Source organism: Nguyenibacter sp. L1 (assembly GCF_035199985.1).
Lineage (GTDB): Bacteria > Pseudomonadota > Alphaproteobacteria > Acetobacterales > Acetobacteraceae > Gluconacetobacter > Gluconacetobacter vanlangensis.
Genome location: NZ_CP127015.1, coordinates 1,131,716 through 1,156,132, shown reverse-complemented (window position 1 = coordinate 1,156,132; position 24,417 = coordinate 1,131,716). Strand labels below are relative to the sequence as shown.

General features: G+C 65.0%; 15 protein-coding genes and 1 pseudogene. 13 read left to right on the top strand and 3 right to left on the bottom strand.

The annotated features are described in order from the left end of the window. Positions 1–69 precede the first annotated feature (69 nt). From QN315_RS05105 to QN315_RS05080, 6 genes are all read left to right on the top strand, one after another. Positions 70–1,329 carry an ArgE/DapE family deacylase gene (locus QN315_RS05105; RefSeq protein WP_323991825.1) on the top strand — a complete coding sequence of 420 codons (1,260 nt, stop codon included), beginning with the start codon at positions 70–72 and terminating at the stop codon, positions 1,327–1,329. Positions 1,330–1,445: 116 nt separating this feature from the next. Further along, complete coding sequence (locus tag QN315_RS05100; RefSeq protein WP_323991823.1) at positions 1,446–3,995, top strand: TonB-dependent receptor; 2,550 nt, start codon at positions 1,446–1,448, stop codon at positions 3,993–3,995. A 62-nt stretch (positions 3,996–4,057) separates the two neighbouring features. Then, the gene (locus QN315_RS05095; RefSeq protein WP_323991821.1) at positions 4,058–5,278 is read left to right on the top strand and encodes an alanine--glyoxylate aminotransferase family protein; all 1,221 of its coding nucleotides are present in this window, start codon (positions 4,058–4,060) and stop codon (positions 5,276–5,278) included. A gap of 118 nt (positions 5,279–5,396) precedes the next feature. Beyond that, positions 5,397–6,185: a damage-inducible protein gene (locus QN315_RS05090; protein ID WP_323991819.1), complete on the top strand. Its 789-nt coding sequence runs from the start codon at positions 5,397–5,399 to the stop codon at positions 6,183–6,185. Positions 6,186–6,228: 43 nt separating this feature from the next. Then, positions 6,229–7,659 (top strand): DUF6504 family protein, encoded by a 1,431-nt coding sequence (locus QN315_RS05085; protein ID WP_323993269.1) that lies wholly within the window; start codon positions 6,229–6,231, stop codon positions 7,657–7,659. Then, entirely contained in the window at positions 7,656–10,850 is a 3,195-nt protein-coding gene (locus QN315_RS05080) for an error-prone DNA polymerase (RefSeq protein ID WP_323991817.1), read from the top strand. Before QN315_RS05085 ends, QN315_RS05080 begins: the two co-directional genes overlap by 4 nt. Before the next feature lie 58 nt (positions 10,851–10,908). Here the strand turns inward: QN315_RS05080 and QN315_RS05075 are convergent, their stop codons facing one another. Both QN315_RS05075 and QN315_RS05070 read right to left on the bottom strand, forming a co-directional pair. Continuing rightward, complete coding sequence (locus tag QN315_RS05075; protein WP_323991816.1) at positions 10,909–11,448, bottom strand: heme-binding protein; 540 nt, start codon at positions 11,446–11,448, stop codon at positions 10,909–10,911. Positions 11,449–11,603: 155 nt separating this feature from the next. After that, complete coding sequence (locus QN315_RS05070) at positions 11,604–12,905, bottom strand: carbohydrate porin (RefSeq protein ID WP_323991814.1); 1,302 nt, start codon at positions 12,903–12,905, stop codon at positions 11,604–11,606. Between the two features lie 983 nt (positions 12,906–13,888). On the opposite strand from QN315_RS05070, the gene QN315_RS05065 reads away from it, so the two are divergent. From QN315_RS05065 to QN315_RS05055, 3 genes are all read left to right on the top strand, one after another. Continuing rightward, entirely contained in the window at positions 13,889–14,434 is a 546-nt protein-coding gene (locus QN315_RS05065) for a sugar dehydrogenase complex small subunit (protein ID WP_323991812.1), read from the top strand. Between the two features lie 132 nt (positions 14,435–14,566). Then, a complete protein-coding gene (locus tag QN315_RS05060) occupies positions 14,567–15,904 on the top strand; it encodes a cytochrome c (protein ID WP_323991810.1) in 1,338 nt (445 codons plus the stop codon). Between the two features lie 29 nt (positions 15,905–15,933). Continuing rightward, on the top strand, positions 15,934–17,568 hold the full coding sequence (locus QN315_RS05055; RefSeq protein ID WP_176639592.1) for a GMC family oxidoreductase: 1,635 nt from the start codon (positions 15,934–15,936) through the stop codon (positions 17,566–17,568). 272 nt (positions 17,569–17,840) lie between these two features. On the opposite strand, the gene QN315_RS05050 is transcribed toward QN315_RS05055, so the two are convergent. Beyond that, a complete protein-coding gene (locus tag QN315_RS05050; protein WP_176639591.1) occupies positions 17,841–18,551 on the bottom strand; it encodes a GntR family transcriptional regulator in 711 nt (236 codons plus the stop codon). Between the two features lie 186 nt (positions 18,552–18,737). Between QN315_RS05050 and QN315_RS05045 the strand changes: the two genes are divergently transcribed. The 4 genes and pseudogenes from QN315_RS05045 to QN315_RS05030 all read left to right on the top strand — a co-directional run bounded on the left by QN315_RS05045 (position 18,738) and on the right by QN315_RS05030 (position 24,410). Further along, on the top strand, positions 18,738–19,394 hold the full coding sequence (locus tag QN315_RS05045; protein ID WP_323991808.1) for an aspartate/glutamate racemase family protein: 657 nt from the start codon (positions 18,738–18,740) through the stop codon (positions 19,392–19,394). A 130-nt stretch (positions 19,395–19,524) separates the two neighbouring features. Next, complete coding sequence (locus QN315_RS05040) at positions 19,525–22,005, top strand: TonB-dependent receptor domain-containing protein (RefSeq protein WP_323991806.1); 2,481 nt, start codon at positions 19,525–19,527, stop codon at positions 22,003–22,005. Between the two features lie 4 nt (positions 22,006–22,009). Next, positions 22,010–23,452 (top strand): annotated as a pseudogene (locus tag QN315_RS05035) (cytosine permease). A 232-nt stretch (positions 23,453–23,684) separates the two neighbouring features. Next, positions 23,685–24,410, top strand: coding sequence for a TetR/AcrR family transcriptional regulator (locus tag QN315_RS05030; RefSeq protein WP_323991804.1), 726 nt, complete (start codon positions 23,685–23,687; stop codon positions 24,408–24,410). Positions 24,411–24,417: the final 7 nt, after the last annotated feature.

Here is a 24,417-nt window from a genome sequence, read left to right as displayed (position 1 = left end):
ATACAAAGAAGACCGTGACGCGGATCCGAGCGAAAGACCTGCCGATGCCTCAGACTGTGAGTTCAGACCGTGAGTGACGAAAAAATCCCGCGCGACGGGATCGAACATGTCGTCGATCGCGATTTCGATACGCTGCAGGTCGCCTTCCTGCGCGAACTGGTGCGTGTTCCCTCGGACAATCCCCCGGGGGATTGCGCGCTGCATGGCCGCTTTGCCGCCGATCACCTGCAGGAACTGGGATTCGCGGTCGAACGGCACGCGGTGCCGGCGGATGTCCTGGCGCGTAGCGGGCTGCGCAGCGTTATCAACCTGATCGTGCGCCGGCGTTTCGGAAGCGGGGACGGCCCCGTCATCGCCCTGAACGCCCATGGCGACGTGGTGCCGCCCGGCGGCGGATGGACGCATGATCCCTATGGGGGGGTGATCGAGGACGGCCGGCTGTATGGACGGGGTGCCGCGGTCTCGAAATCCGATTTCGCGACCTATGCCTTTGCCCTGCGGGCCCTGAACGCCCACGCCGCCGGCCTGCAGGGGCAGGTGGAGCTGCATTTCACCTATGACGAGGAAACGGGCGGAAGCGCGGGGCCGGGCTGGCTGCTGGACCAGGGGCTGACGCGGCCGGATTACGTCATCAGCGCCGGTTTCACCTATGGGGTGATGATCGCCCATAACGGCAGCCTTCAGCTCGACGTGGCGTTCACGGGAAAATCCGCGCATTCCGCGTGGCCCGGCACGGGCTGCGACGCCATCCAGGCGGCCTGCCGTGTGATGGCGGCGCTGTATGCCCACCGGGAGGAACTGGCGCTTCGGACGTCTCCGGTTCCCGGTATCGACGCGCCCACCCTGGTGATCGGCACCATGGGCGGCGGCGTGGCGGCGAACGTCGTGCCCGAACAGGCCGCCTTTCGGGTGGAGCGGCGGATCCTGCCGCACGAGAATCCGGAAGAGGTGGAGCGCGAACTGCGCGACATCATCGCCCGGGCCGCGACGGTCGACGGCGTGACCTGCGCCGTGCGCCGCCATCTTCTGGCGCTTCCCCTGGTGCCCGAGGCCCGCCAGGCCCCTCTGGTCGCCGCGCTGCAGGACGCGGCCGAAGCCGTCATCGGCGAGCGGATCCCGGCGCAGGGCATGGCCCTGTTCACCGATGCCCGCCTCTACAGCAATGCCGGATGCCCGACCGTCCTGTACGGCGCGGGGCCGCGCCGCCTTCAGGATGCCAACGGCCACAGGGCGGACGAACACGTGGTCCTGGAAGACATGCGCCGGGCGACGAAAGTGGTGGCGCTGGCCCTGTGGCGGCTGCTGAGCCGCCAGGGGCTTACGCCGTAACGAACAACGAAACGAACAACGATCTGAAAACATCCTTCTGCGGACGGCGCCGCATTGAACCGGTGCCCTTCGCCTGGAACGCGGGTCCCCCACCGGGGCGGACCGATGGAGCCGACATGAACATCAGAAAGCTTGCGCTTTTTTCGACCATTCTGTCCTTCGGACTCTGGAACGGGGCGGCCGTCGCGGCGACTGCCGATGCGACCCGGTCCGCGCAGGCGTCCAAAAGGCAGGCACCCAGGAAACCGGCGCACGCGAAAAAGCCCGGACCGGCCCCCGCGCATTTCGCCGGCGGCGAGGAAGCCGTGATCGTGACCGGAACGCACGCGTCGAACCGGCAGGCGCGCCAGAGCACCAGCCCGATCACGGTGATTTCCGCCGCGACGCTGCGCCGGTCGGGCATGCTGAACCTCTCGGACGCCCTGACCCGGACCTATCCGTCGATCAATGTCAGCACGATGGGCAATGACGCGGGCGCGCTGACGGCCGCCATCCGCATGCGCGGCCTGAACCCGAACGAGGTCCTGGTCCTGGTCGACGGCAAGCGTCGCCACACGACGGCGAACATCAATGCCGACGCAGGGCCGAATTTCGGATCGACGCCGGTCGATCTGAACATGATCCCCTCCAACATGATCGATCATATCGAGGTGCTGGAGGACGGGGCCGCGGCGATGTACGGGTCCGACGCGATCGCGGGCGTGGTGAACATCATCACCAAGAAGCGCGATCACGGCCTGGACATCAGCACCCAGACCGGCGCGAATGCCTATAACGGCGACGGCTGGCAATATCAGCTCAATGCCGATGGGGGCTTCAGGCTGGGCGATGACGGCTATATGCATATCGCCGCCCAGACCTATCATACCGACCATTTCGTGACGGACACGGTCGATCATCGCCTGTCGGGATACACGCCGCCCGGCGTGGCGAACGAGCTGTATACGGGATCTCTGAACGTTCCCAAGAATTCGAACAAGATCATGAGCACGCCGGAGGAGACGCGCGAGAATCTCGGCATCGATTTCGGCAAGCCGATTACGGACGACGTCCAGTTCTACGGGCAGGTCACCTATGCGCACCGCCATGCCGAGGCGTATGAGAATTATCGCCTGCCGTCGGGCACCAGCGCCAGCAATCCCGAACTCTTTCCCTACGGGTACTCGCCGCTCGAGACGATCGACGAGAACGACTATGCCGCCACGCTGGGCCTGAAGGGGAGCCACGTCTTCGGCTTCGATTGGGACCTGAGTTCGACCTGGGGCGAGGATCTGGACAAGGTCTCCACCCGGCATACGACCAACCCCAACATGTACGCGGCGACCGGCTATACGCCGACGACCGTCCGCAATGAGAATTTCCGCCTGGCGCAATGGACGAACAACCTGGATTTCAGAAGAAATTTCAAGATCTTCAACACGGTGCCGATGACGCTGGCCTTCGGCGGCGAGCAGCGGTTGGAACAATATACCGTGCTTGCGGGCGAACCCGCGTCCTATGAATATGGCGGCACGTCCGCTCTGGCGGGCCTGACGCCGCAGGATGCGGGGAAATGGAACCGCGACATCTGGGCCGCCTATCTGGACGGCGATTTCCATCCCACGCGGAAATGGGACCTCGATTTCGCCGGGCGTTTCGAACATTACACGGACGTGGGCAACACCGAGAACGGCAAGGTCTCGACGCGCTATGATTTCACCCGCCGCGTCGGGGTGCGTGCGACCATCAGCAACGGCTTCCGCGCCCCGACCATGGCCGAGCAGCATTACAGCGCGATCAATGTCGGTCCGACATCCGTGCTGGGGCTGCTGCCCGTCTCGTCGCCGGAAGCGGCGGCGACCGGCGCCTCGCCGCTGAAGCCGGAACGGTCCACCAGCGCCAGCGGCGGCATCGTCCTTGAACCGGTCAATGGATTCCATGTCGAGGCCGACGTCTACCAGATCAATATCCGCGACCGCGTGGTGCAGGGCGGCAACGTCACCGGCCCGGCGGCTGTCTCGGCGCTCGAGCAGATGGGGGTCTCGCTGCCGGCGCTGACCCAGCAGTCCGAGAACGCCGTTCAGACCTACTACTTTACGAACGGCGCCAGCACCCGGACGCAGGGCCTGGATATCAAGGCGGATTACCTGGTGCATCTGCACCGCTACGGCAATCTGTCCCTGTCGATGGCGCTGGACCTGAACCGTACCCGCCTGACGCATAACGGTCTGTCCGGCACGGGATCGCCGCTTCTCAATGCGCAGAACATCGGTTACCTGACGACGGGTTTCCCGCGCAGCAAGCTCATCCTGAACGCCTACTGGACCGTCGGCGCGTGGGACGTCAATCTGCGCCAGACCCGCTATGGCGAAACGACCGACATGATGACCTATCAGGACTGGACGCCTTCGGCCGCGACGTGTCCGGGCGGTGGCCAGTTGGAACAGTCCAGCGTCTGCTTCGCGCAGTTCAAGAATACGCCGCGCTGGCTGACGGATCTCGAGGTCGGGTATCGGATCAGCCCGCGCTGGCATGTCGCGGTCGGGGCGAACAATATCTTCAACGTGCGTCCGCGCAAGCTTCCGGGCGAACTGAACCAGCTCGGCGGGAACCCGTACGATACGTTCTCGTCGCAAGTGCCGATGACCGGCGGATATTACTACGGGCGCGTCAATTTCACCCTGTAGGACTCAGGACGGGGCGAAGCCGCCCCCTTGCATTCAATCCTCCCATGGCAGGGAATGACATGATGTTCGGACAGATCGACCCGCCGCACCGGCTGCTGATGGGCCCGGGTCCGGTGAACGTGCATCCGCGGGTGCTGCGCGCGATGGCGGCGGACATGCTGGGGCAGTTCGACCCGGAGATGACGGGGTATATGAACCAGACGATGGCGCTGTATCGTCATGTGTTCATGACGGAAAACCGCTGGACCTTCCTGGTCGACGGCACGGCGCGGGCGGGGATCGAGGCGGCGCTGGTCTCGCTGGTCGAACCGGGGGCGCGGCTGCTGGTGCTGCGCGCCGGGCGCTTCGGCCTGCTGCTGTCGGAAATCGCCGGGCGCATCGGCGCCGACATCCGCGTCCTCGACATCCCCTGGGGCGCGGTCGCGACCCGCGGGCAGATCGAGGCCGCGATCGTCGAACACCAGCCGCAGGTCTTCGCGGCCATCCACGGCGACACCTCCACCACCATGGCGCAGCCGCTGGACGGGGTGGGGGACATCTGCCGCCGCCACGGCGTGCTGTCCTATGTCGACGCCACCGCCACCTTGGGCGGCATGGCGGTGGCGACCGATGCCTGGGGGGTGGATGTGGTGACGGGCGGCCTGCAGAAATGCATGGGCGGCCCGCCGGGCTCGGCGCCGATCACGATCTCGGACCGCGCGGCGGCGCACATCATGGCCCGCCGCCATGTCGAGGCCGGGATCCGCACCGCCGGCAGCCGCGACGGCGCGCGGCCGCGCATCGGCTCGAACTATTTCGACCTGGCGATGGTCATGGATTACTGGTCCGAGCAGCGGCTGAACCACCATACCGAGGCGACCTCCATGCTCTATGCGGCGCGCGAGGCGGCGCGGATCATGGTGGAAGAGGGGCTGGAGGCCCGCTTCGCCCGGCACCGCGCGGCCGGGGCGGCGATGGGCGCCGGGCTGCGCGCCATGGGGCTGGCCCTGTATGGCCAGGACGCGCATCGCATGACCAACGTCACCGGCGTGCACATCCCCGATTGCATCGACGGCGAGGCGGTGCGCACCCGCATGCGCGCGGAATTCGAAATCGAGATCGGCACCGCCTTCGGCCCCCTGGCGGGGAAGATCTGGCGCATCGGCGCCATGGGCTACAACGCCATGAAGCACAAGGTGCTCATCACCCTCGCCGCACTCGAGGCCTCCCTCCGCGCCGAGGGCTTCTCCCTCCCGCAAGGCAATGCCGTCGACGCCGCACGCGCGTCCTACGACAAGGGGTAGCCTTGAAGGGCGGGACGCCGCGGATTGACTCCGCGGCTTGACTCCACGGTCCGATCAGGAACAAAAAGGGAACATGAACGCGCCCGGCCTTGTCCGGGAGCCCTGACGGACCCGCGACATGACGCAACCCGACACGCGCCCGGCATTGGAGGCGCTACGTGCGCAGATCAGCCGCCTCGAAGGCCGGTCGGGGCGCGAGCGCGCCGTGCTGCCCTTCGGCGTCGGGGAGATCGATCGCCGGCTGCCCGGCGGCGGGCTGGCGCTGGGCGCGCTGCATGAGGTCGCGGGCGGCGGCGCCGATGCCCTGCATTGTGCCGCCGCCGGGCAGTTCGCCGCCGGCATCGCCGCGCGCGCCACGGGCAAGGTGCTGTGGATCGTCACCCGCGCCGATCTGTTCGCCCCGGCCCTGCAGCAGGCCGGCCTGTCCAGTGCGCGGGTGATCTTCGTGGAGGCCGGAACCGATCGTGACGGGCTGGCCTGTTTCGAGGAAGGGCTGCGCCATGGCGGCCCGGGGACGGTGGTGGCGGACGTGGCGCGGCTGACCATGCCCGCCTCGCGCCGCCTGCAACTGGCCGCCGAGACGTCCGGGGCGCTGGGCATCGCGATCCGCCGCTGGCGCCGCCAGGCGGACGCGGCGGATTTCGGCCAGCCGACGGCGGCGGTGACGCGCTGGCGGGTGTCGGTCCTGCCTTCCGGGCCGTTGCCGGTGCCCGGGGTAGGGCGGGGACGCTGGCGGCTGGAACTGATGCGGGCGCGGGCCGGCGAATCCGCCGCTTTCGAAGTGGAGGCCTGCGATGAGCGGGGAAGACTGGCATTGCCCGGGGCGGCGGATCGTCTCGCTGTACCTGCCGCTCTGGGCGACCGACCGGGTGCGGCGGCATCTGGGCGAGGCCGCGCTTCCGCATGATGTCCCGCTGGTCCTGGCCGGACGGGAGAGAAGCCGGCGCGTCGTGCTGGCCGCCGATCTCGCCGCCCGGAAGCTCGGCCTGCGCGCCGGCATGCCGGTGGCCCAGGCCCAGGCGCTGGTGCCCGGCCTGACCGTGATGGACGCCCGGCCCGAGGCCGACCTGGCCGCGCTGGAGCGGCTGGCGCTGTGGCTGCAGCAGCGCATCGCGCCGATCGTCGCCCTCGATCGGCCAGACGGGCTGGTGCTGGACACCACCGGCGCCGATCACCTGCATGGCGGCGAGACGGTCATGCTGCGCGATATCGTCCGGCGGCTGGCCGCCTCGGGCGTGCATGCCCGCGCCGTGGCGGCCGGGACGCTCGGCGCGGCCCATGCGGTGGCCCGCACGACCCGGGATATGGCGGTGGTGGTGCCGGCCGGCGGCCTGCGCGACAGGATCGCCGATCTGCCGGTCGCGGCGTTGCGTCTGCCCGAGAACATCGTCGCGGGCCTGGACAAGCTGGGGCTGCGCCGGATCGGCGACCTGGACCATGCGCCCCGCGCGCCGCTGGCCCTGCGTTTCGGGCCGGAGGTCGCCCTGCGCCTGGACCAGGCCCTCGGCCGCGTCGACGAACCCATCCTGCCGGTCCGTCCGGTCGATCCCGTTTCGGCCGCCCGCGCCTTTGCCGAGCCGATTGCGGCGGCCGAGACCATCGCGCGCGCGATCGGCACGCTGGTGCCGCCGCTCTGCTCCGGGCTGGAAGCGCGGGGGCTGGGGGTGCGGCGGCTCGACCTGCTGCTGCATCGGGTGGATCGTCGGGCCGAAGCCGTCCGGATCGCGACGGGCCGGCCCGTCCGCGACGCAGAACGCCTGGCCCGGTTGCTGTGCGAGAAGATCGAAACCATCGATCCGGGCTTCGGCATCGAGCGCATGGTGCTGACCGCCACGCTGACCGAGCCGATCGAAACCCGCCAGCATGTCTCCGCGCTGGTGGAGCAGGAGGACGCCGATCTTTCCGGCCTGATCGATATCCTGGCCAACCGAGTGGGGATGCGGGCGCTCTATCGCCTCGCCCCGGTGGAAAGCGACGTGCCCGAGCGGTCGGTCACGCGCGTCCCGGCCCTGGCGCCCGACCTGGCGCCGGACGCCCCTTCGGAATGGCCCGGTTACGGGCCGCGTCACTGGCCGCATCACTGGCCGCGCCCGATCCGGCTGCTGCCGCATCCCGAGCCGATCGGGACCATGGCGATGCTGCCGGATCACCCGCCGGCGTTCTTCGTCTGGCGGGGCGTGCGGCGGCGCGTCGCATGTGCCGACGGTCCGGAGCGGGTGTTCGGCGAATGGTGGCAGGGCGACGCCGAACTGGCCACGGTGCGGGATTATTTCCGCGTGGAAGACACGTCCGGCGCGCGGTTCTGGATCTATCGCGCCGGCGACGGCGAGCATGGCGAGAGCGGTTCGCAGCGCTGGTTCCTGCATGGGATCTTCGGATGACGCGCTATGCCGAATTGCAGGTCACCAGCCATTTTTCCTTCCTGCGCGGGGCGTCGTCCCCGCGCGAGCTGTTCGAACGCGCCAAGGCGCTGGGCATTCGGGCGCTCGGCATCACCGACCGCAACACGCTGGCCGGCATGGTGCAGGCCCATGTCGCGGCACGGGAAAGCGGGTTGCGGCTGGTGGTCGGCTGCCGGCTGGACCTGACGGATTGCGCCCCCGTCCTGGTCTATCCCGCCGATCGCGCCGCCTATGGCCGGTTATGCCGCCTGCTCTCCGTGGGCAAGGCGCGGGCGGGGAAGGGGAAATGCAGTCTCGCCTGGCGGGATCTGGCGGAATCGAACGAGGGGCTGCTGGCCGTACTGGTGCCGGAATTGGCGCCGGAACTGGCGCCGGAAATGGCACCGGGTGGGGCCGATGACGCGTGCGCGCTGCATCTGCGCAGGCTGCGCGCGGCATTCGGGGAGCGGGCCTATGTGGCGTTGACCCTGCGCCGCCGTCCGAACGACCAGATGCGGCTTTATGAACTGGCCGGCCTTGCGCAGCAGGCCCGGGTGAAGACCGTCGTCACGAATGACGTGCTGTTCCACAGCCATGACCGGCGTATCCTGCAGGATGTCGTCACCTGCATCCGGCACAACACCACCATCGACGCGGCGGGCTTCGCGCGGGAGCGCCATGCCGATCGTTACCTGAAACCGCCGGATGAGATGGCGCGGCTGTTCGGCCGGTATCCCGAGGCCATCGACCGCACCATGGAGATCGTCGAGCGGTGCGCGTTCAGCCTGGACGATCTGGCGTATCAATATCCGGACGAGAGCGTCGTGCCGGGCCAGACCCCGCAGCAGGCGCTGGAGGCGCTGACCTGGCGGAGCGCGCGATCGGTCTATCCGGATGGTGTTCCCGAGACTGTGCGCAATACCCTGCGGCATGAACTCGGCCTGATCGGCCGCATGCGTTATGCGCCCTATTTCCTGACGGTGCATGCGATCGTGCGGGAGGCGCGGCGGCGGGGGATCCTCTGCCAGGGGCGGGGCTCGGCGGCCAATTCGGCGGTCTGCTACGTGACCGGCATCACCGCGATCGATCCGACGCGCAATGCCCTGCTGTTCGAGCGGTTCGTGTCCGAGGCGCGCGGAGAGCCGCCGGATATCGACGTCGATTTCGAGCATGGGCGGCGCGAGGAAATCATCCAGTGGGTCTATGAACATTATGGCCGCGACCGCGCGGCCCTGACCGCCGTGGTGATCCGCTATCGCGCCAAGGGCGCGCTGCGCGATGTCGGCAAGGTCATGGGGCTGCCCGAGGATCTGATCGGGCAGCTTGCGGGGCAGATCCGGGGATGGTCGCGCACTGTCGATCCGGAGAATTTTTCCGGGACCGGGATCAATCTGGACGACCGGCGGATCCGCCTGACCCTGGAACTGGCGCAGGGCCTGATCGGCGTGCCGCGCCATCTCTCGCAGCATCCGGGCGGGTTCGTGCTGACGCGCGACCGGCTGGACGAACTGGTGCCGATCGAGCCTGCGGCGATGGACGACCGGCAGATCATCGAATGGGACAAGGACGATATCGACGTCCTGAAATTCATGAAGGTCGATGTGCTGGCCCTGGGCATGCTGACCTGCATGCGCAAGGGGCTGGAGCTGCTTGCCGCGCACAAGGGACAGCATTATACGCTGGCCACCATTCCGGCCGAGGACCCGCCTACATATGCGATGATCCGCAAGGCCGACACGGTCGGCGTGTTCCAGATCGAATCCCGGGCCCAGATGTCGATGCTGCCGCGGCTCAAGCCGCAGGCGTTCTATGACCTGGTCATCGAAGTCGCGATCGTGCGTCCCGGCCCCATCCAGGGCGACATGGTGCACCCCTATCTGCGGCGGCGGGAGAAGCTGGAGCCCGAGGATTATCCGACGCCCGCGCTGGAGAAGGTGCTGAAAAAGACCCTCGGCGTGCCGCTGTTCCAGGAGCAGGCGATGCAGGTGGCGATGGTCTGCGCCGATTTCACCGCCTCGGAGGCCGACCAGCTTCGCCGCGCCATGGCGACCTTCAAGAACACGGGCACCGTGTCGCAATTCCAGACCCGGCTGATCGAAGGGATGAAGCGGAACAATTATTCCGAAGAGTTCGCCCAGCGGATCTATCGGCAGCTCGAAGGATTCGGCGCCTATGGCTTTCCGGAAAGTCACGCCGCGAGTTTCGCCATCCTGGCCTATTCGTCCTCATGGCTGAAATGCCGCCATCCGGATGTGTTCCTGGCCGCGCTGCTGAATTCCCAGCCGATGGGGTTCTACGCGCCCGCGCAACTGGTGCGGGATGCCCGGGAGCATGGGGTCACGGTGCGGCCGGTCTGCGTCAATGCCTCGCGCTGGGACAGTACGCTGGAGGAGCCTGAGCGCGCGGACGGGACCTGCGCGGTGCGGTTGGGTATGAGCCTGGTCAAGGGGCTGTCCAACGCCCATGCCGCCGCCATCGTCGGCGCGCGCGGCGAACGGCCGTTCGGCTCGGTGGATGACGTGTGGCGCCGGGCCGGGGTTCCCCAGGCCGCCCTGGTGAAACTGGCCGAGGCCGATGCGTTCCGCCCCGGCCTGGGGCTGGCGCGGCGGGAGGCGCTTTGGGCCATCCGGGGCCTGCGGGACGCGCCGCTGCCGCTGTTCGCGGCGGCGGACCGGCAGCGGGAAACCCTCGAGCCGGAGATCGCGCTGGCGCCGCTGCCGGCCGGGGCAGAGGTCGTGGACGATTACAATATGGTGGGGCTGAGCCTGCGCGCCCATCCGGTATTTTTCCTGCGGGAGGATCTGCGGCAGCGGGGATTCGTCTCCTGCCGTGCCGCCATGGCGATGCGCGACGGATGCCGGGCGGAGGCCGCCGGCGTGGTGCTGGTGCGCCAGCGCCCCGGGTCAGGCGAGGGCGTGTGCTTCGTGACCCTGGAGGACGAGACGGGAATCGCCAATCTGCTGATCTGGCCGGATATTTTCGAGAAATATCGCCGGGTCATCCTGTCCGCGACCATGCTGGCCGCGAAGGGGCGCGTTCAGCGGGAGGGCGACGTCGTCCACCTGGTCACCTTGGAACTGACCGATCTTTCCCCCTTGTTCGCCGATGTCGGGAACCGGGACGTCTCCGGGGCCGGGCGTTTCGAGAGCGCGGCCGCGACCATTTCAGTCAGGTCGAGGGATTTTCACTGACATCAGCGACCGCCATGCCGCTTCACCCGTTCGGGACGACGCGGCATGGCGGTTTGCATCACTTGATGGTCTGGACGCCTCGGGTGACGGCCTCTTTGGCCAGAGTCGCATCCGTTTCGCCTTCGCCGCCGCTGAGGCCGAGGGCGCCGATCAGCTTGCCGTTCACCATGATCGGATATCCGCCGCCCGCGGGGAGCGTGTCCGGCAGGGTGGCGATCATGTAGTTGCCGGCGTTCAAGGCGTGTTCCATGTCCGCCGTCGGGCGGAGATAGTTCACGGCGGTCTTGGCCTTCAGGATCGCGAGCCTGACGCTTCCGAGCTGCGTGCCGTCCATTTTCTGGAACGCCACGAGATTGCCGCCGGTATCGACGATGGCGATCGCGACATGCGCATGCCGGGCCTCGGCGGCGTGCTCCGCGTGCGCGATGAAGGCAAGCGATGTGCCGAGGTCCATGGCACGCTCCTGGGACAGGGCAGGATGCGAAAGGACCAGCCCCGTGGCGAGCATGCAGGCCGCAGCCAGCGCGCCGCGCGCCGGCGTGCGCCGCGCGTCGGGAGAGGCCGCGAATGAGAGGGACAGGCCGGAGAGAAAGCGCATGATGGTTCGCCGTCGATGGGAGAGTGGGAAAGGGGCGGGACGGCGTGCCGTCCCGGTCGGGCAGGGCTTATACAAGCGGGGCTTATACAAGAAGGCTTCATATAAACAGTCCGCCGGGGGTCGTGTGAAGGGCATCTTCGGCCCGGCGGGACGCATCAGAAATTCGTCGTGAACTGACCGCCGAGCACGGCGATGTCCTTGAAAGTCGTCGTGGCGCCGGGATGTTGCATATACTGGAAATCGGCCTGAAGGTTCGTCGCCGGTGCCAGGTTGATGCTGTAGAACGCCTCGTACATGTTCTCCCAGTTCTGGATTCCGTAAACCGGGCCCCACTGGTTGGACAGGAAGGGCTGTCCGAGGGCCTGAGAGGATTCCTGCTGGAGGCTGACGGTACGGCTCATGTCGACATGCTGGAACAGGATGCCCACGAAATCGCCCGGCCGGCGCCAGGACGTGCCGCTGTCCACGAAGCCGACCCATTCGCGGTCGCGCATGGCGACCTCGTTGCCCTGCGCATAGCCTGCGCCGCCTTCGATGATCAGGCCGTTGGTCAGGCCCGGTCCGTTGCGCATAAGCATCTGGTCGAACATCAGCCAGGCGACGTTCATGCCGGCTTCATAGCGGCGCGACTGACCCGTGGCCTGGAAGGAATTGCCGTTGATGTCCTCGTACAGGTTCGGATAGCGCGAATTGTCGTACCAATAGCCGATCTTGTAGTTGCCGCGCAGCTTGTTCCGGCCGAATTCGGGCATCCATCCGATTTCGAACTGCGACGTCACCTTGCCAAGGCCGCTTTGCGCCATGGCCCAACCCGAAATGCCGCCATTATAGGCGTGCGGGCTGACGGCGAAGACGCCGCCCATGATATAGGTCTGATCGGTCGGACGGATCCTGAGAACGCCGCCCAGATTCCCCGAGGGCCAGTCGCGGCCTCCGGGATTGTATTTCCCGGGTGCGAAATTGCTGCAGACCGAGACGTTCATGAAGAAACAGGCCGTATAATCGAAGGAGAAGAAGCTGCCGGTCGGGATGTCGCCCAGGGACAGGATGACGTGTTTGTTGAAAAAGGTCTTGTCCGCATAGAGTTCGACGAGATGGGCGACCACGTTGCCGCGCGCGCCGTAGATCTGTTCTGGGTTGGTAACGGAATCGCCCACGGCCTGGCTGAAGCTCCGGCCGTGTCCATTGACGACGAGCATATGGGTCCAGAAGCCGTTCACCCCGGCAAGGCGTTGCCAGTCGATGTCCAGCTCTCCGGCGACCTGGCCGGCCAGGACGTTCGCCCGGGTCTTGCCGCCGGTGATGTTGCCCATATATTCCTCGTTCAGAGAGAAATTCAGGAAAATTCCGCGCTTGACCAGCCAGGGCTGGATGCCATGCCAGTCGCCGAACAGATGCGGCGCGCCCGCCAGCGTCGGGATGATGGGGCCGACATTGAATTCCCCGACATTATCCATGGGATAGGCGATCCCCTGATATTCCGGCGGCGGCGCGCCCTGGTCGATCAGGTCATGCGGGACGGCCTGAGCCTGGGCCTGGGTTTGGGCCTGGGCATGCGCCCCGTGCGAATGACAGAAAGATGTCAGAACAAAAGCGACAAGGAACCATACGGCACTTTCAATGAAGTGACGTAAATGGTGACATTTCTTGCGTCCAACCATTGGAGTCCTATGGGAAACAGCGAAATTTTTTATCTGTGAAAAAGGGGCATCCGATTCATGAGGGGAATGGGGGCATCAAGTCTTCTTTCGTATCGGGGCATGGATCACTGGGACCCGGCTTAGCATAGACTGTTCGATTCCGTTATTGCGCTCCATGGATGTCCGTGTTGTCCAAGGAGAGTCGCCGGTCCCGAGACGGAAAATTTTTCTTTCGGAAAGGTCCGTTTCAAAAAATATACGGTGTAAAATCTACAGAACATGAAATCGTGGAAGTATCGTCTTATTAAATAATAATTTATACTTAGGGTATTAAATTAAATATCTGTTTAATATGTTCTGTGAATGCTGCGGGAAAAATAAAATAACATAAATAATTATTTATCATTGCCTAAGAAATCATATAATAAAATTGATATTTTAAGAAAATTATGTTAATATTTCGTAAAGTCCCAGCAAGATACCGGTTTTGATCTATATTTACTTGGAATAATTTTCAAATATTTATAATTAATTATAAATTATGGAATTATTCTTCTGATATTATGTAATTGACGGGCTATTTTTCCAAATGAACGACTCTCCTTTTCGTGGTCAAAAAAAAGTTACCTGTTCGCTCTCCCGTCCGTAGTCCCGGCGCATTGCGCTCACAAATTTCCGCGATTATGGATTGTCCACCCTTCTGGTGAAGTCCGTTGACGCTGGGAAGAAGATTTTGCGTATTTCTTGAATTTTTAAATTCACGCTTTCGATAAATCGGGAAAGATATGGAAAATACTGAAATGCGGGGGACGCCGCGCGCGCGCGGCCGTATGGTGTCCCGCCGCAATATGCTGATGGTGTCCGGCGCGTCGGCTCTCGGCTTGTTCGCACCGTCCTTCCGGTCGGCCATGGCCCAGGGGATCGGCGGCGCGGCGGGGGACGACACGGCGGAATTCGTCGCCTTTTCCCGTTTCGCAACCGGACACGACAATCTCGACCCATTGGTCGGGCGGTCCCTTCTGACGGCCCTGCGTGCCCAGAGCACGGCTTTTCCGGACCAGCTTGCCGCATTGATCAAGACGGTTGCGGACAGCAAGCCGGCGGACGTCGAGGCGCTGGAAGAATCGCTGCGCGGCAATCCGCTGCATGACACGCTGCTGCAGATCATTCGCGGCTGGTATTCCGGCGTGATAGAAGACGGCACCGATGCCAAGGTCTATGCGTTCGAAAATGCCCTGATGTATCAGCCGGCGCGCGATGTCGTGGTGATTCCGACCTATGCGCATAACGGCCCGAATTACTGGGTCGCCGAACCTGCTCCCGTCGCGCAAATGCCGCAATTCTGAACGGGAGCGAAAACATTGAAGAATTCTGTCTCGAAGTCCGGAACGCTGCTTCGGTGTTTCTGGCTGGCGGCTCCGTTGGTCCTGGCGGGGTATGCGGCGCCGTCGCATGCGCAAGCATCGCAGGGAGAGCCGATGAGCCGCGGCCATTATCTCGCGGTTGCTGCCGATTGCGCGGCCTGCCACACCAATGGCCGTGACGGCGCGTTCCTCGCGGGCGGATATGCCATCGCATCGCCGATGGGGGCGATCTATTCGACGAATATCACGCCGTCCAGGACATACGGCATCGGCAATTATACGCTCGAGCAATTCTCCCGCGCCATTCGGCATGGTGTGCGGGCGGATGGCGCCCAGCTTTATCCGGCGATGCCTTACGGGTCGTATAGTCTGCTGACGGACGACGACGTTGCGGCGCTGTACGATTACCTCATGCACGAGGTCAAGCCGGTGGATCGGCCTGCGCCGGAAACCCGGCTTCCGTTCCCGTTTTCGGTCCGGGCGTCCCTTTGGGGCTGGAAGCTGCTCAGCGGCGTCATCGGCAAGCCCTATGTTGCCGATCCCGCGCAGAGCGCCGAATGGAATCGCGGCAAATATCTCGTCGATGGCCTCGCGCATTGCGGAGAATGCCATACGCCGAGGAATATCATTCTGGCACCGAAAACATCGGCCTATCTCGCCGGAGGAGATGTCGGATCGTGGCGGGCGCCCAACATCACCAGCGATGTCGTGGCCGGGGTCGGCGGCTGGTCCGGCCAGGCGCTTCAGACCTATCTGCAGACGGGCAAAACCGCCCATGCCCGTGCCGCGGGACCGATGGCCGAAGCCGTCGAGCATAGTTTCCAGTATCTGACGCCGGATGACCTGGCGGCGATCGCGGTCTATGTGAAATCGGTGCCGGCGATCGGCGAGCCGGGCCAGAGCGTCGCGAATTTCGCGCATGGCGGCAAGGCGGCGCCGTTCGATTACGCCGCCGCCAATGCGCGGCGCGGCGACAGCGCCATCACGACCATGGCGGCCGGCAATGTCCTGTACGAATCGGTCTGTGCTAGCTGCCACCAGTCGGATGGCAGGGGCAGTGCCGACGGATATTATCCCTCGCTGGTCGGCAACACGACCACGGGTCAGTTGAACCCGAACGACCTGGTCGCGAGCATCCTTTTCGGCGTCGACCGGACGGTCGGTGGCCGTGAAATCCTGATGCCCGGTTTCGACGGACATTCCCTGGTGCAGTCGCTGTCCGATCAGCAGGTCGCCGCGATCGCCAATTACGTCCTGGCGCATTTCGGCAACGCGCAGGCTTCGGTGACCGCCGAGACCGTCGCCACGGTCCGCGCGGGCGGCAAGCAGGTCCCTATTGCGAAGCTTGCCGACCCCTCGGTCATCGCGGTCCTGGCTGTCGTCGGTCTCGTGATCCTGGGCGTCCTCGCTCTGGCGCTTCGTTTTGCCCTCAAGTCCAGACGCGCCGCCTGAGCCGCCGGGAAACAGGAGAAATTTCAGTCATGGCACAAGATACGCAGACGGCGGATGTCGTCATCGTCGGCGCGGGCATTTGCGGCTCCATGCTGGCGCACAAGCTTGCGCGCAACGGCCTGTCCGTGCTGCTGCTCGACGCCGGTCCGCACAGGGATCGCGACCAGATCGTCGAGAACTGGCGGAACATGCCGCCCAACAACAAGTCCCTGTACGACTACGCCACGCCGTACCCGTCGGTCCCGTGGGCGCCGCATACCAATTATTTTCCGGACAATGGCTATCTGATCGTCAAGGGGCCGGACGCCAGCGCGTATCGTCAGGGGATCATCAAGGGCGTGGGCGGCACGACCTGGCATTGGGCCGCGTCGAGCTGGCGGTATCTGCCGAACGATTTCCGCCTGAAATCGACGTATGGCGTCGGCCGCGACTACGCCATGAGCTATGACGAGCTGGAGCCGTATTACTACGCGGCGGAACTGGAAATGGGCGTGAAGGGCCCCAACGGGCAGGAGATCATTCCGTCGGCGCCGAGGAAAAATCCGTGGCCGATGGATTCGATGCCCTATGGCCCGGGGGATCGTCTCTTCACGGAAATCGTCAAGCCGCTGGGCTATGACAATACGCCGGTGCCCCAGGCCCGCAACAGCCGTCCCTATGACGGCCGTCCCCAGTGCTGCGGCAACAACAACTGCATGCCGATCTGTCCGATCGGCGCGATGTATCACGGTGTCTACGGGGCGTGGAAGGCCGAGCGCCACGGCGCCAAGATCATCGCCAACGCCGTCGTCTACGCGATCGAGACGGACGCGAAGAACAACATCGTCGCGATGAATTATTACGATCCGGACAAGGGGACGCACCGCGTCGTCGCCAAGACGTTCGTCATCGCGGCCAACGGCATCGAGACGCCCAAGCTGCTGCTGCTGGCGGCCAATGACCGCAATCCCAACGGGATCGCCAATTCGTCCGACCAGGTCGGCCGCAACATGATGGATCACCCGGGGATCGGGATGAGCTTCCAGGCGGCGGAGCCCGTCTGGGCCGGCGGCGGGTCGGTGCAGATGAGTTCGATCACCAATTTCCGCGACGGCGCGTTCCGTTCGGAGCGTGCCGCCATCCAGATCGGCTACAACAACACGGCGCAGAATTCCCGCGCCGGGATGAAGGCCCTGTCCCTGGGGCTGGTCGGCAAGAAGCTGGACGAGGAGATCCGCCGCCGTTCGGCGCATGGCGTGGATATCTACGCCAATCACGAGATCCTGCCGAATCCGGAAAACCGCCTGGTTCTGTCGAAGGATCATCGCGACGCGCTGGGGATTCCGCATCCGGAAGTGACGTATGACGTCGGCGACTATGTCCGCAAGTCGGCGGTTCTGTCACGCCAGCATCTGATGAAGATCGCCCAGGCCATGGGGGGTACGGAAATCGAGATGACGCCCTATTTCACGCCGAACAACCATATCACCGGCGGGGCCATCATGGGGCATGACCCCAAGGATTCCGTTGTCGACCAATGGCTGCGGACGCATGACCATCCGAACCTGTTCCTGGCGACGGGGGCGACGATGGCGGCGTCGGGAACGGTCAATTCCACCCTGACGATGGCGGCGCTGTCGCTGCGTGCCGGCGATGCCATTCTGGAAGACATGAAGCACGGCTGACGCAGGTTCTGCTCGGATGCGCGCATCCGAGCAGGCAGGGCCGTCGGGCGAAACCATGGCATGGCGCATGTCCGGTGAACCGGTGTTCATCGGATATGCGTTTTGTTTTCCGGGGCCTCTCGCGGTCGGTCGGAACCACGCAGTGTCGTGGGATTTTCTGCAAAACGGTGACGTGGACCATGTCGTGACGGGTCTATCCCATCATGCCATCCCCCAAGGCCCGGGCAGGTGGCACCGGCTTGCCGCCGGGGCGTGGCGGCGGATGCGGATCGTCATGACGGGGCGAGCAGGAAGCTGAGCGAGGTGACGGGCGGGGGGGCGAGGGAGAAATCCATGTTGCCCTCGATTTCCAGCAGGTGCCGCGCCATGAGGCGTGCCGCCTCCATGGTCGCCCCTTCGTGGATCGCCGCCAGAATTTGCCCGTGATCCATGGTCAGGCAGCAGGTCGCCTTGCGCCGCTCGAACAGGGCGATGATCAGGGACGTCCGCAGGATGAGGTCGCGCAGCATCGCCGCGATGACCGGGTTGCCGACGGCCAGGGCGAGTTCGAGATGGAACTGGCCGGACAGCCGGATCATGTTCACTGAATCATTCTGGCGATGGCTTTCGCGCTCGCGCTCGATCGTCGCGCGCAGCGTTTCGTACGCCTCGTCCGTCAGTTTCCGGCAAGGATGTTCGACGGTGCCGATTTCGAGCACGCGGCGCGCTGCGAGGATATGCATCGCGTCCTCGGGCGTCGGCCGGGCCACCGAGGCGCCGCGGGCCGGTTGCAGCACGATGATATGTTCGCGTGACAATGCCAGCAGGACGCGGCGGACGCGCGCGCGCGTCGTCGCGAAGGTCTCCGCAAGGTGCTCCTCGGGCAGCTTGCTGCCCGGCGGCAGGCGCCGCTCGAGGATCGCGTCGCGGATCCGGTTCGCGATCGTGGCTTCTTCCGGCGCGAGGCCATTGGAATCGGTCGGGTCGAAAAACGAAAGCGTCATGGACATGGCGGTTCTGGCTGTCTCGGTAGCATGAGGCGCATGATCGATTGTGAACGTCATGCATGGCCGCCGCATCCCTGTCCAGTGAAAGGGCTGCCACTTATAGATTGTAAACAAAAAAGGTGAACAATAGGATGGCGAACGGCGAGGCTCTTCCGCTTCCGCCCTGGTCGCAAGGGGGACGCCGTGCCGCGGCTTCTGCTTTTCAATCCCAATACCGATGCCGCGCTGACCGCCCGACTGGTGGCGATCGCGCGGCGCCAATTGCCGGATTGGGCGGTGCGCGGCATGACGGCGCCGCGCGGGGCGCGGTATATCGCCTCGTCCGAGGCCCTGCGCATGGCGGGCATGGTCGCCATGGACTGCCTTGCCGACCTGGATCTGGCGGGGTACGACGCCGTTTTGCTGGCATGTTTCGGCGACCCGGCGCTCGACGCACTGCGCCGGGCGCTTTCGGCGCCGGTCTTCGGCATGGCCGAGAGCGGCTTCGCCGCCTGCGCGGCGCCCGGGGGGCGGTTCGCCGTGGTGACGGGAGGAGCGGACTGGCCCCCGCTGATCCGCGACCTGGCCGACCGGACGGGATATGGCCGGAGCCTGGCCGACGCGCGGGCGATTCCCCATTTCGGCCGGGCGGCGCAGGCCGATCCGCACGGCACGCTGGGGGCATTGGCCGCTGAAGCCCTGATTGCGATCGAACGGACCGGTGCGGAGCGGATCCTGCTCGGCGGGACGGGGCTGGCGGGATTTCGGGATGCGCTGGCCGCGCGGCTGGCGGTGCCCGTGCAGTGCAGCCTCACCGAAACCTTGCGGGCGGTGGTGTCCCATAGGGCAGCACGGGGCTGATTTGCTCTCAAATATTGTGCACAATAATCGTTGACATATTGTGACGGATCGTCATTCTCCATTCGGAATGTTTCGCGGGTGGTCGGGTTCCGGGCGGTGGGGCCGGGCACGTGCAGGATGGAGGGACGAGATGGCCAGCAGAGGAAAATTGCGGGAATTGCCGCTACGGCTCTCCCTGGCGGGCGGAAGCGCGTTTCTGCCGGCGATGCTGCTGCTTTCGGCGGCGGTGGCGCGTCAGCCGGCGCAGGCCGTGCCGGCGAAAGGCCGGGCCGCCGCCAGCCATCGTCCCCGGGCCGGCGCAACGGTGCCGCCGGCCGGACGGCGCCGTGCCGCCCTGCCGCCGCAGGCGGAGGCCATCACCGTGCAGGGCGCGACCCTGGGTGCCGATGGCGTCAACGGCCGCGCGCCGGGTGGGGGATTGATCCGCCCGCAGACGGCGCCCAAGGCCCGCAGCACGATTTCGCAGGATTATATCGCCAAGCAGGCCCCGGCGCAGAACGCCTATAACCTGGTGAAGATGGCGCCGGGCGTCGTCGTGGCGAATACCGATCCGGCCGGGCACGAGAAATCGGCGCTGAGCATGCGTGGCCTGACCCAGGACGAGATCGCGAACGTCTATGAGGGGATGCCGCTTTCAAGCGTGGGCGGATATAACCTCGACCTGGCCTGGGTGATCGATACCGAGAATATCGGCAGCATTTCCGTCCAGCCTGGCTCGGCCGGCCTGGATTCTCCCGCGATCAACGGGTCGGGCGGCCTGTTTTCCCTGTCGATGCGCGATCCGTCGCGGACATTCGGCGGCCTGGCGGATGTCGGCGCGGGCAGCCGGGACTATACGCGCCAGTTCTTCCGCGTGGATACGGGCGAATGGGGGCATTCGGGCATCCGCTCGTTCATCTCGGTCTCGAACCAGCATGATTCGTTCTATCGCGGACCAGGGCAGGAGAGTTTCCAGCACGTCGATTTCAAGGTTCTGAAGGAATGGGACGAGAACAACCGGATTGCGCTGATCGGCGGCTTCATGCGCGGCCTGGCGGGGAACGAGCCGTACTGGAACACGACGATGGCCAATTGGAGACGCTACGGCTGGAGCAATCAACTCGCGCGCTATTACGATCCCGGCACGCAGAACACCGATTATTGGAAGCTGAACTGGCTGCATTCGCGAACCTATAACATCGTCGCGCCGATGCATTTCAAGGCCGGGCGCGTCAGCTTCGACTTCACGCCCTATACGGCCTATAACGACAAGGTCTATGGATCGGGTACCGACCTGAACAACGACCTGTATTACGGGAACCAGTTCGTCACCGGCATGGTCATCCCGGGGCAGCATCCCGGCACGACGTCCGGCATCGCGGAATCCTATTCCAGCCTGAACGAGATGCGCGGCGGGTTCAGCGCCAGGACGGTTGTCGATCTCGGCGCCAACAAGCCGTTCATCGGATATTGGTACGATTATGACAATGCGACGGACCTGACCGGCTTTACCGGCGTCTATCAGGACGGTTCGCCCTATACGCCCTGGGGTTATCTCAGCAAGACCCTGCGGATGCCCGATGGCCGGCCTTATTATACCACGGACTATAGCGACATCACGCAGACCAACGCCTTGTATGCGGGTGATACGCTCAGCCTTCTGCAGGGGCGGTTCGTCGCCGAGGGCGGCATGCGCGTGACGATGATCAACCGCGATGCGACGCAGCGCCTGCCGGGGCTGCCCTATAAATACGGCCTGAACGAGTTGCAGCTTCTGCCGCAGCTCGGCGCGCATTACCAGATCGATCGGAACTGGCAGGTGTTCGCGGGCGTGGCGACCGGGGCGAAGGCGCCGCCGGATTCCTATCTGATCTCGACCTTGAATCCGAATACCGGGCAATATGCCTATCGCGGCAATGCCGCGGTCAAGCAGGAATATTCGATCTCGGAGGAAGCGGGGCTTCGCTATGACGGGACGCTGCTGGTCGGATCGCTGACGTATTTTCATTATAATTTCACCAACCGTCAGATTTCGACCTATGGCTATCTGGGCAACGAGCAGATCGCCGAGAACCTGAACGGCGGCGGGCAGACGAGCGACGGTTTCGACGCCGAGATCGGGACCAGGCCGATCCATCATTTCCGGCCCTATGTGTCGGCGCAATATCTCCATTCGACCATCGACAACAACATCCGGGCGGGCGACGACTACCTTCCGACGAAGGGCAAGACGGCGATCAACAGCCCCGAATGGACGACGTCGCTGGGGATCGACTGGGATAACGGAACGTTCTTCTGGAATTACGGCCTGATCTATTTTTCCAAGCAATATTCGACCTTCATGAACGATGAGGCGCTGCCGAGCCTCGTGACCATGAACCTGACCGTCGGCGCACGCCTGCCCAAGACGGGCTGGCTGGGCCGCAGGACGTCATCGGTCTTCAAGTCGCCGGAAATCATGCTGTGGATCAATAATCTCGCCGATACCAAGGCCTATTCCGCGATCAACAGTCCCCGCCTGAACGCCAGGACGACGCGCGGCATCTTCGGCACGCAAATCGCCGGGCAGGCACCGACCTATAATACGCTCAGCCATTTCTATGCGATCGTGACCTTCCGGACGGGGTTCTGACGGAATGGAACGGGCCGCCGGGACGGGGATGCCGCATGACGAACTCGCGCCGGTGGCGGTGAAGGACTGGGGATGGTTCGCCTATCTCTCCTTCTGGATGTCGGACGTCCACAGCATCGGCGGCTATGTCATGGCGGGCACGCTGTTTTCCCTTGGCCTGTCGGCGCTTCAGGTCCTGGGGGCGCTGGTCGCCGGCAGCCTGCTGGTGTGCGTGTTCTGCACGCTCATGGCGATGCCCAGCCAGCGTCACGGCGTGCCCTTCGCCATTGTCGTCCGTGCCTCATTCGGCCGGCGCGGCGCGCTGCTGCCCGCAGCGGTGCGGGCCGTCGTCGCGATGGCCTGGTATGGAATCCAGACATGGCTGGCATCGAACGCCATCTGCCTGCTGCTGGTCCGCCTGCTGCCCGGGTTGGCCGCGTGGGACGACGTACGCCGCCATGGCTTCCTGGGTCTCTCGGCGGTGGGGTGGGGGTGTTTCGTCATCCTCTGGGCCGTGCAGATGCTGATCTATCAGCGCGGGGTCGCGGCGATCCGCCGCTTCTTCGACCTGGCGGGGCCGGCGGTCTAAGGCGTCATGCTGTTGCTGCTGCTCTATCTGGCGCGGCGCAACGGATGGCGTTGGCCCGCGCTGTGGCATTCCGATGCGCATGGCGGGGCGTTGGCGGCGGTGAACGCGGTGGCGCTGGTTGTCTCGTATTTTTCCGGACCGATGCTCAATTTCGGCGATTTCGCCCGGAACGGCCGGTCCATGCGCCAGATCATCTGGGGCAACCTGCTGGGGCTGCCCGTCAATTTCGTGCTGTTTTCGCTTCTGTCCGTCGCCACGACCGCGCTCACCTTGCCGGTCTTCGGCGCGCAACTGATCGATCCTGTGGCGATCATCGCGCGGGTGGACAGCGTGACCGCCACGTTGCTGGCGATCATCACCTTCGCCATGGCCACCGCGGGGATCAATATCGCCGCGAATTTCGTCTCCGGCGCGCTGGATCTGTGCGCGCTGGCGCCCGGGCGTATGAACTGGTCGCGCGCCGGGTGGCTGTGCGGCGTGGGCGCGGTGGCGATCACGCCCTGGAACCTCTACGGCGACCCGGCGCGGATGCATATGACGCTCGATGTGCTCTCGGCCTTCATCGGCCCGTTTTTCGGGATCGTCCTGACGGATTTCTGCCTGATGCGGCGCGGGTGGCGCGATGTGCGCGCACTTTACGCCGATGCCGCGCAAGGCCCCTATCGCGACCGGTGGGGGTGTAATCCCGTGGCCATCGGGGCGATGCTGTGCGCCGTCGCGATGGCGTTGCTGCCCGAATTCTGTGCGGCTCTTGCGCCGCTGCGCAATTTTTCATGGTTTGCGGGAAGTGGGATCGCGTCGATCCTGTATCTGGCCGGAACGACGCTTCTTCCGGCATCGCCGCTCCTTGTCGAACCGGATATTCGCCTGTCGCGATGAAAGCGATGAAGAACCGGGTTCAGCGAACCGCCGGCGGCGATGGTTTCTTCGCCGGTGAGCCGGGTGGAGTCCGCTCATGGTCCTTGCGCCTGCTTCATCCGGCACGGCATGGTGCCTGGTGTCGTGACGTCTTGTCGGGGGCGCAGCGGCCACGGGCTTAAAATTTGGAGTGGCCGCTCCAACATGAGTCACGTGGGGGTCGGAGATCCCGCGTTCGAGGATTTATGGAGCGATGGCATCAAGCAATATCCGCGCGGAGAAACCCTGTGGAGAGAAACGCGGCCGCGGCCGCCCGCAATCCTTCGACCGGTCGAAGGCCCTGTGCGCGGCGATGCGGCTGTTCTGGGACCGGGGCTATGAGGGCGCGCGTTTCGACGACCTGATCGCCGCGATGGGGATCAGCCCGTCGAGCTTCTACAACGCGTTCGGCAGCAAGGAGCGGCTCTATCAGGAGGCGATCGACGCTTATCTCGAGGCGGCCGGCACCTGGTTCCTGCGCATCCTGCATGAAAACGTGGATACGAGGACGGCGTTCGAGAAACTCATGCTGGCGGCGGCCATGGAGTTCACCCGCGAGGATCTGCCGGCCGGGTGCATGATCTCGGTGTCGGGCACCCAGGGGGGGCCGGAACAGGCGCGGTTGCGCGACCTGATGGCGCGGCAGCGTGCGCTGTCGGAGGCGGCGCTGGTGGAGCGCCTGCGCAAGGGGATCGCGGACGCGGACCTGCCGGCGCATACGGATGCCGAAGGGCTTGCGGCGTTCTTCAGCGCGCTGTTCCGCGGGATGGCGGTGCAGGCGCGCGACGGCGCGTCGCGCGAGAAATTGCTGGAAATCGGGCGGATCGGGATGCTGGCATGGCCGGCGGAACCGTTCGCCGTCCCTGCCGCCGGATTTCAGAACCCCGCTTCGCCCATGAACCCCGCTTTGCCCATGAACACCGAGACGGATTGCCGATAGGCGCGCG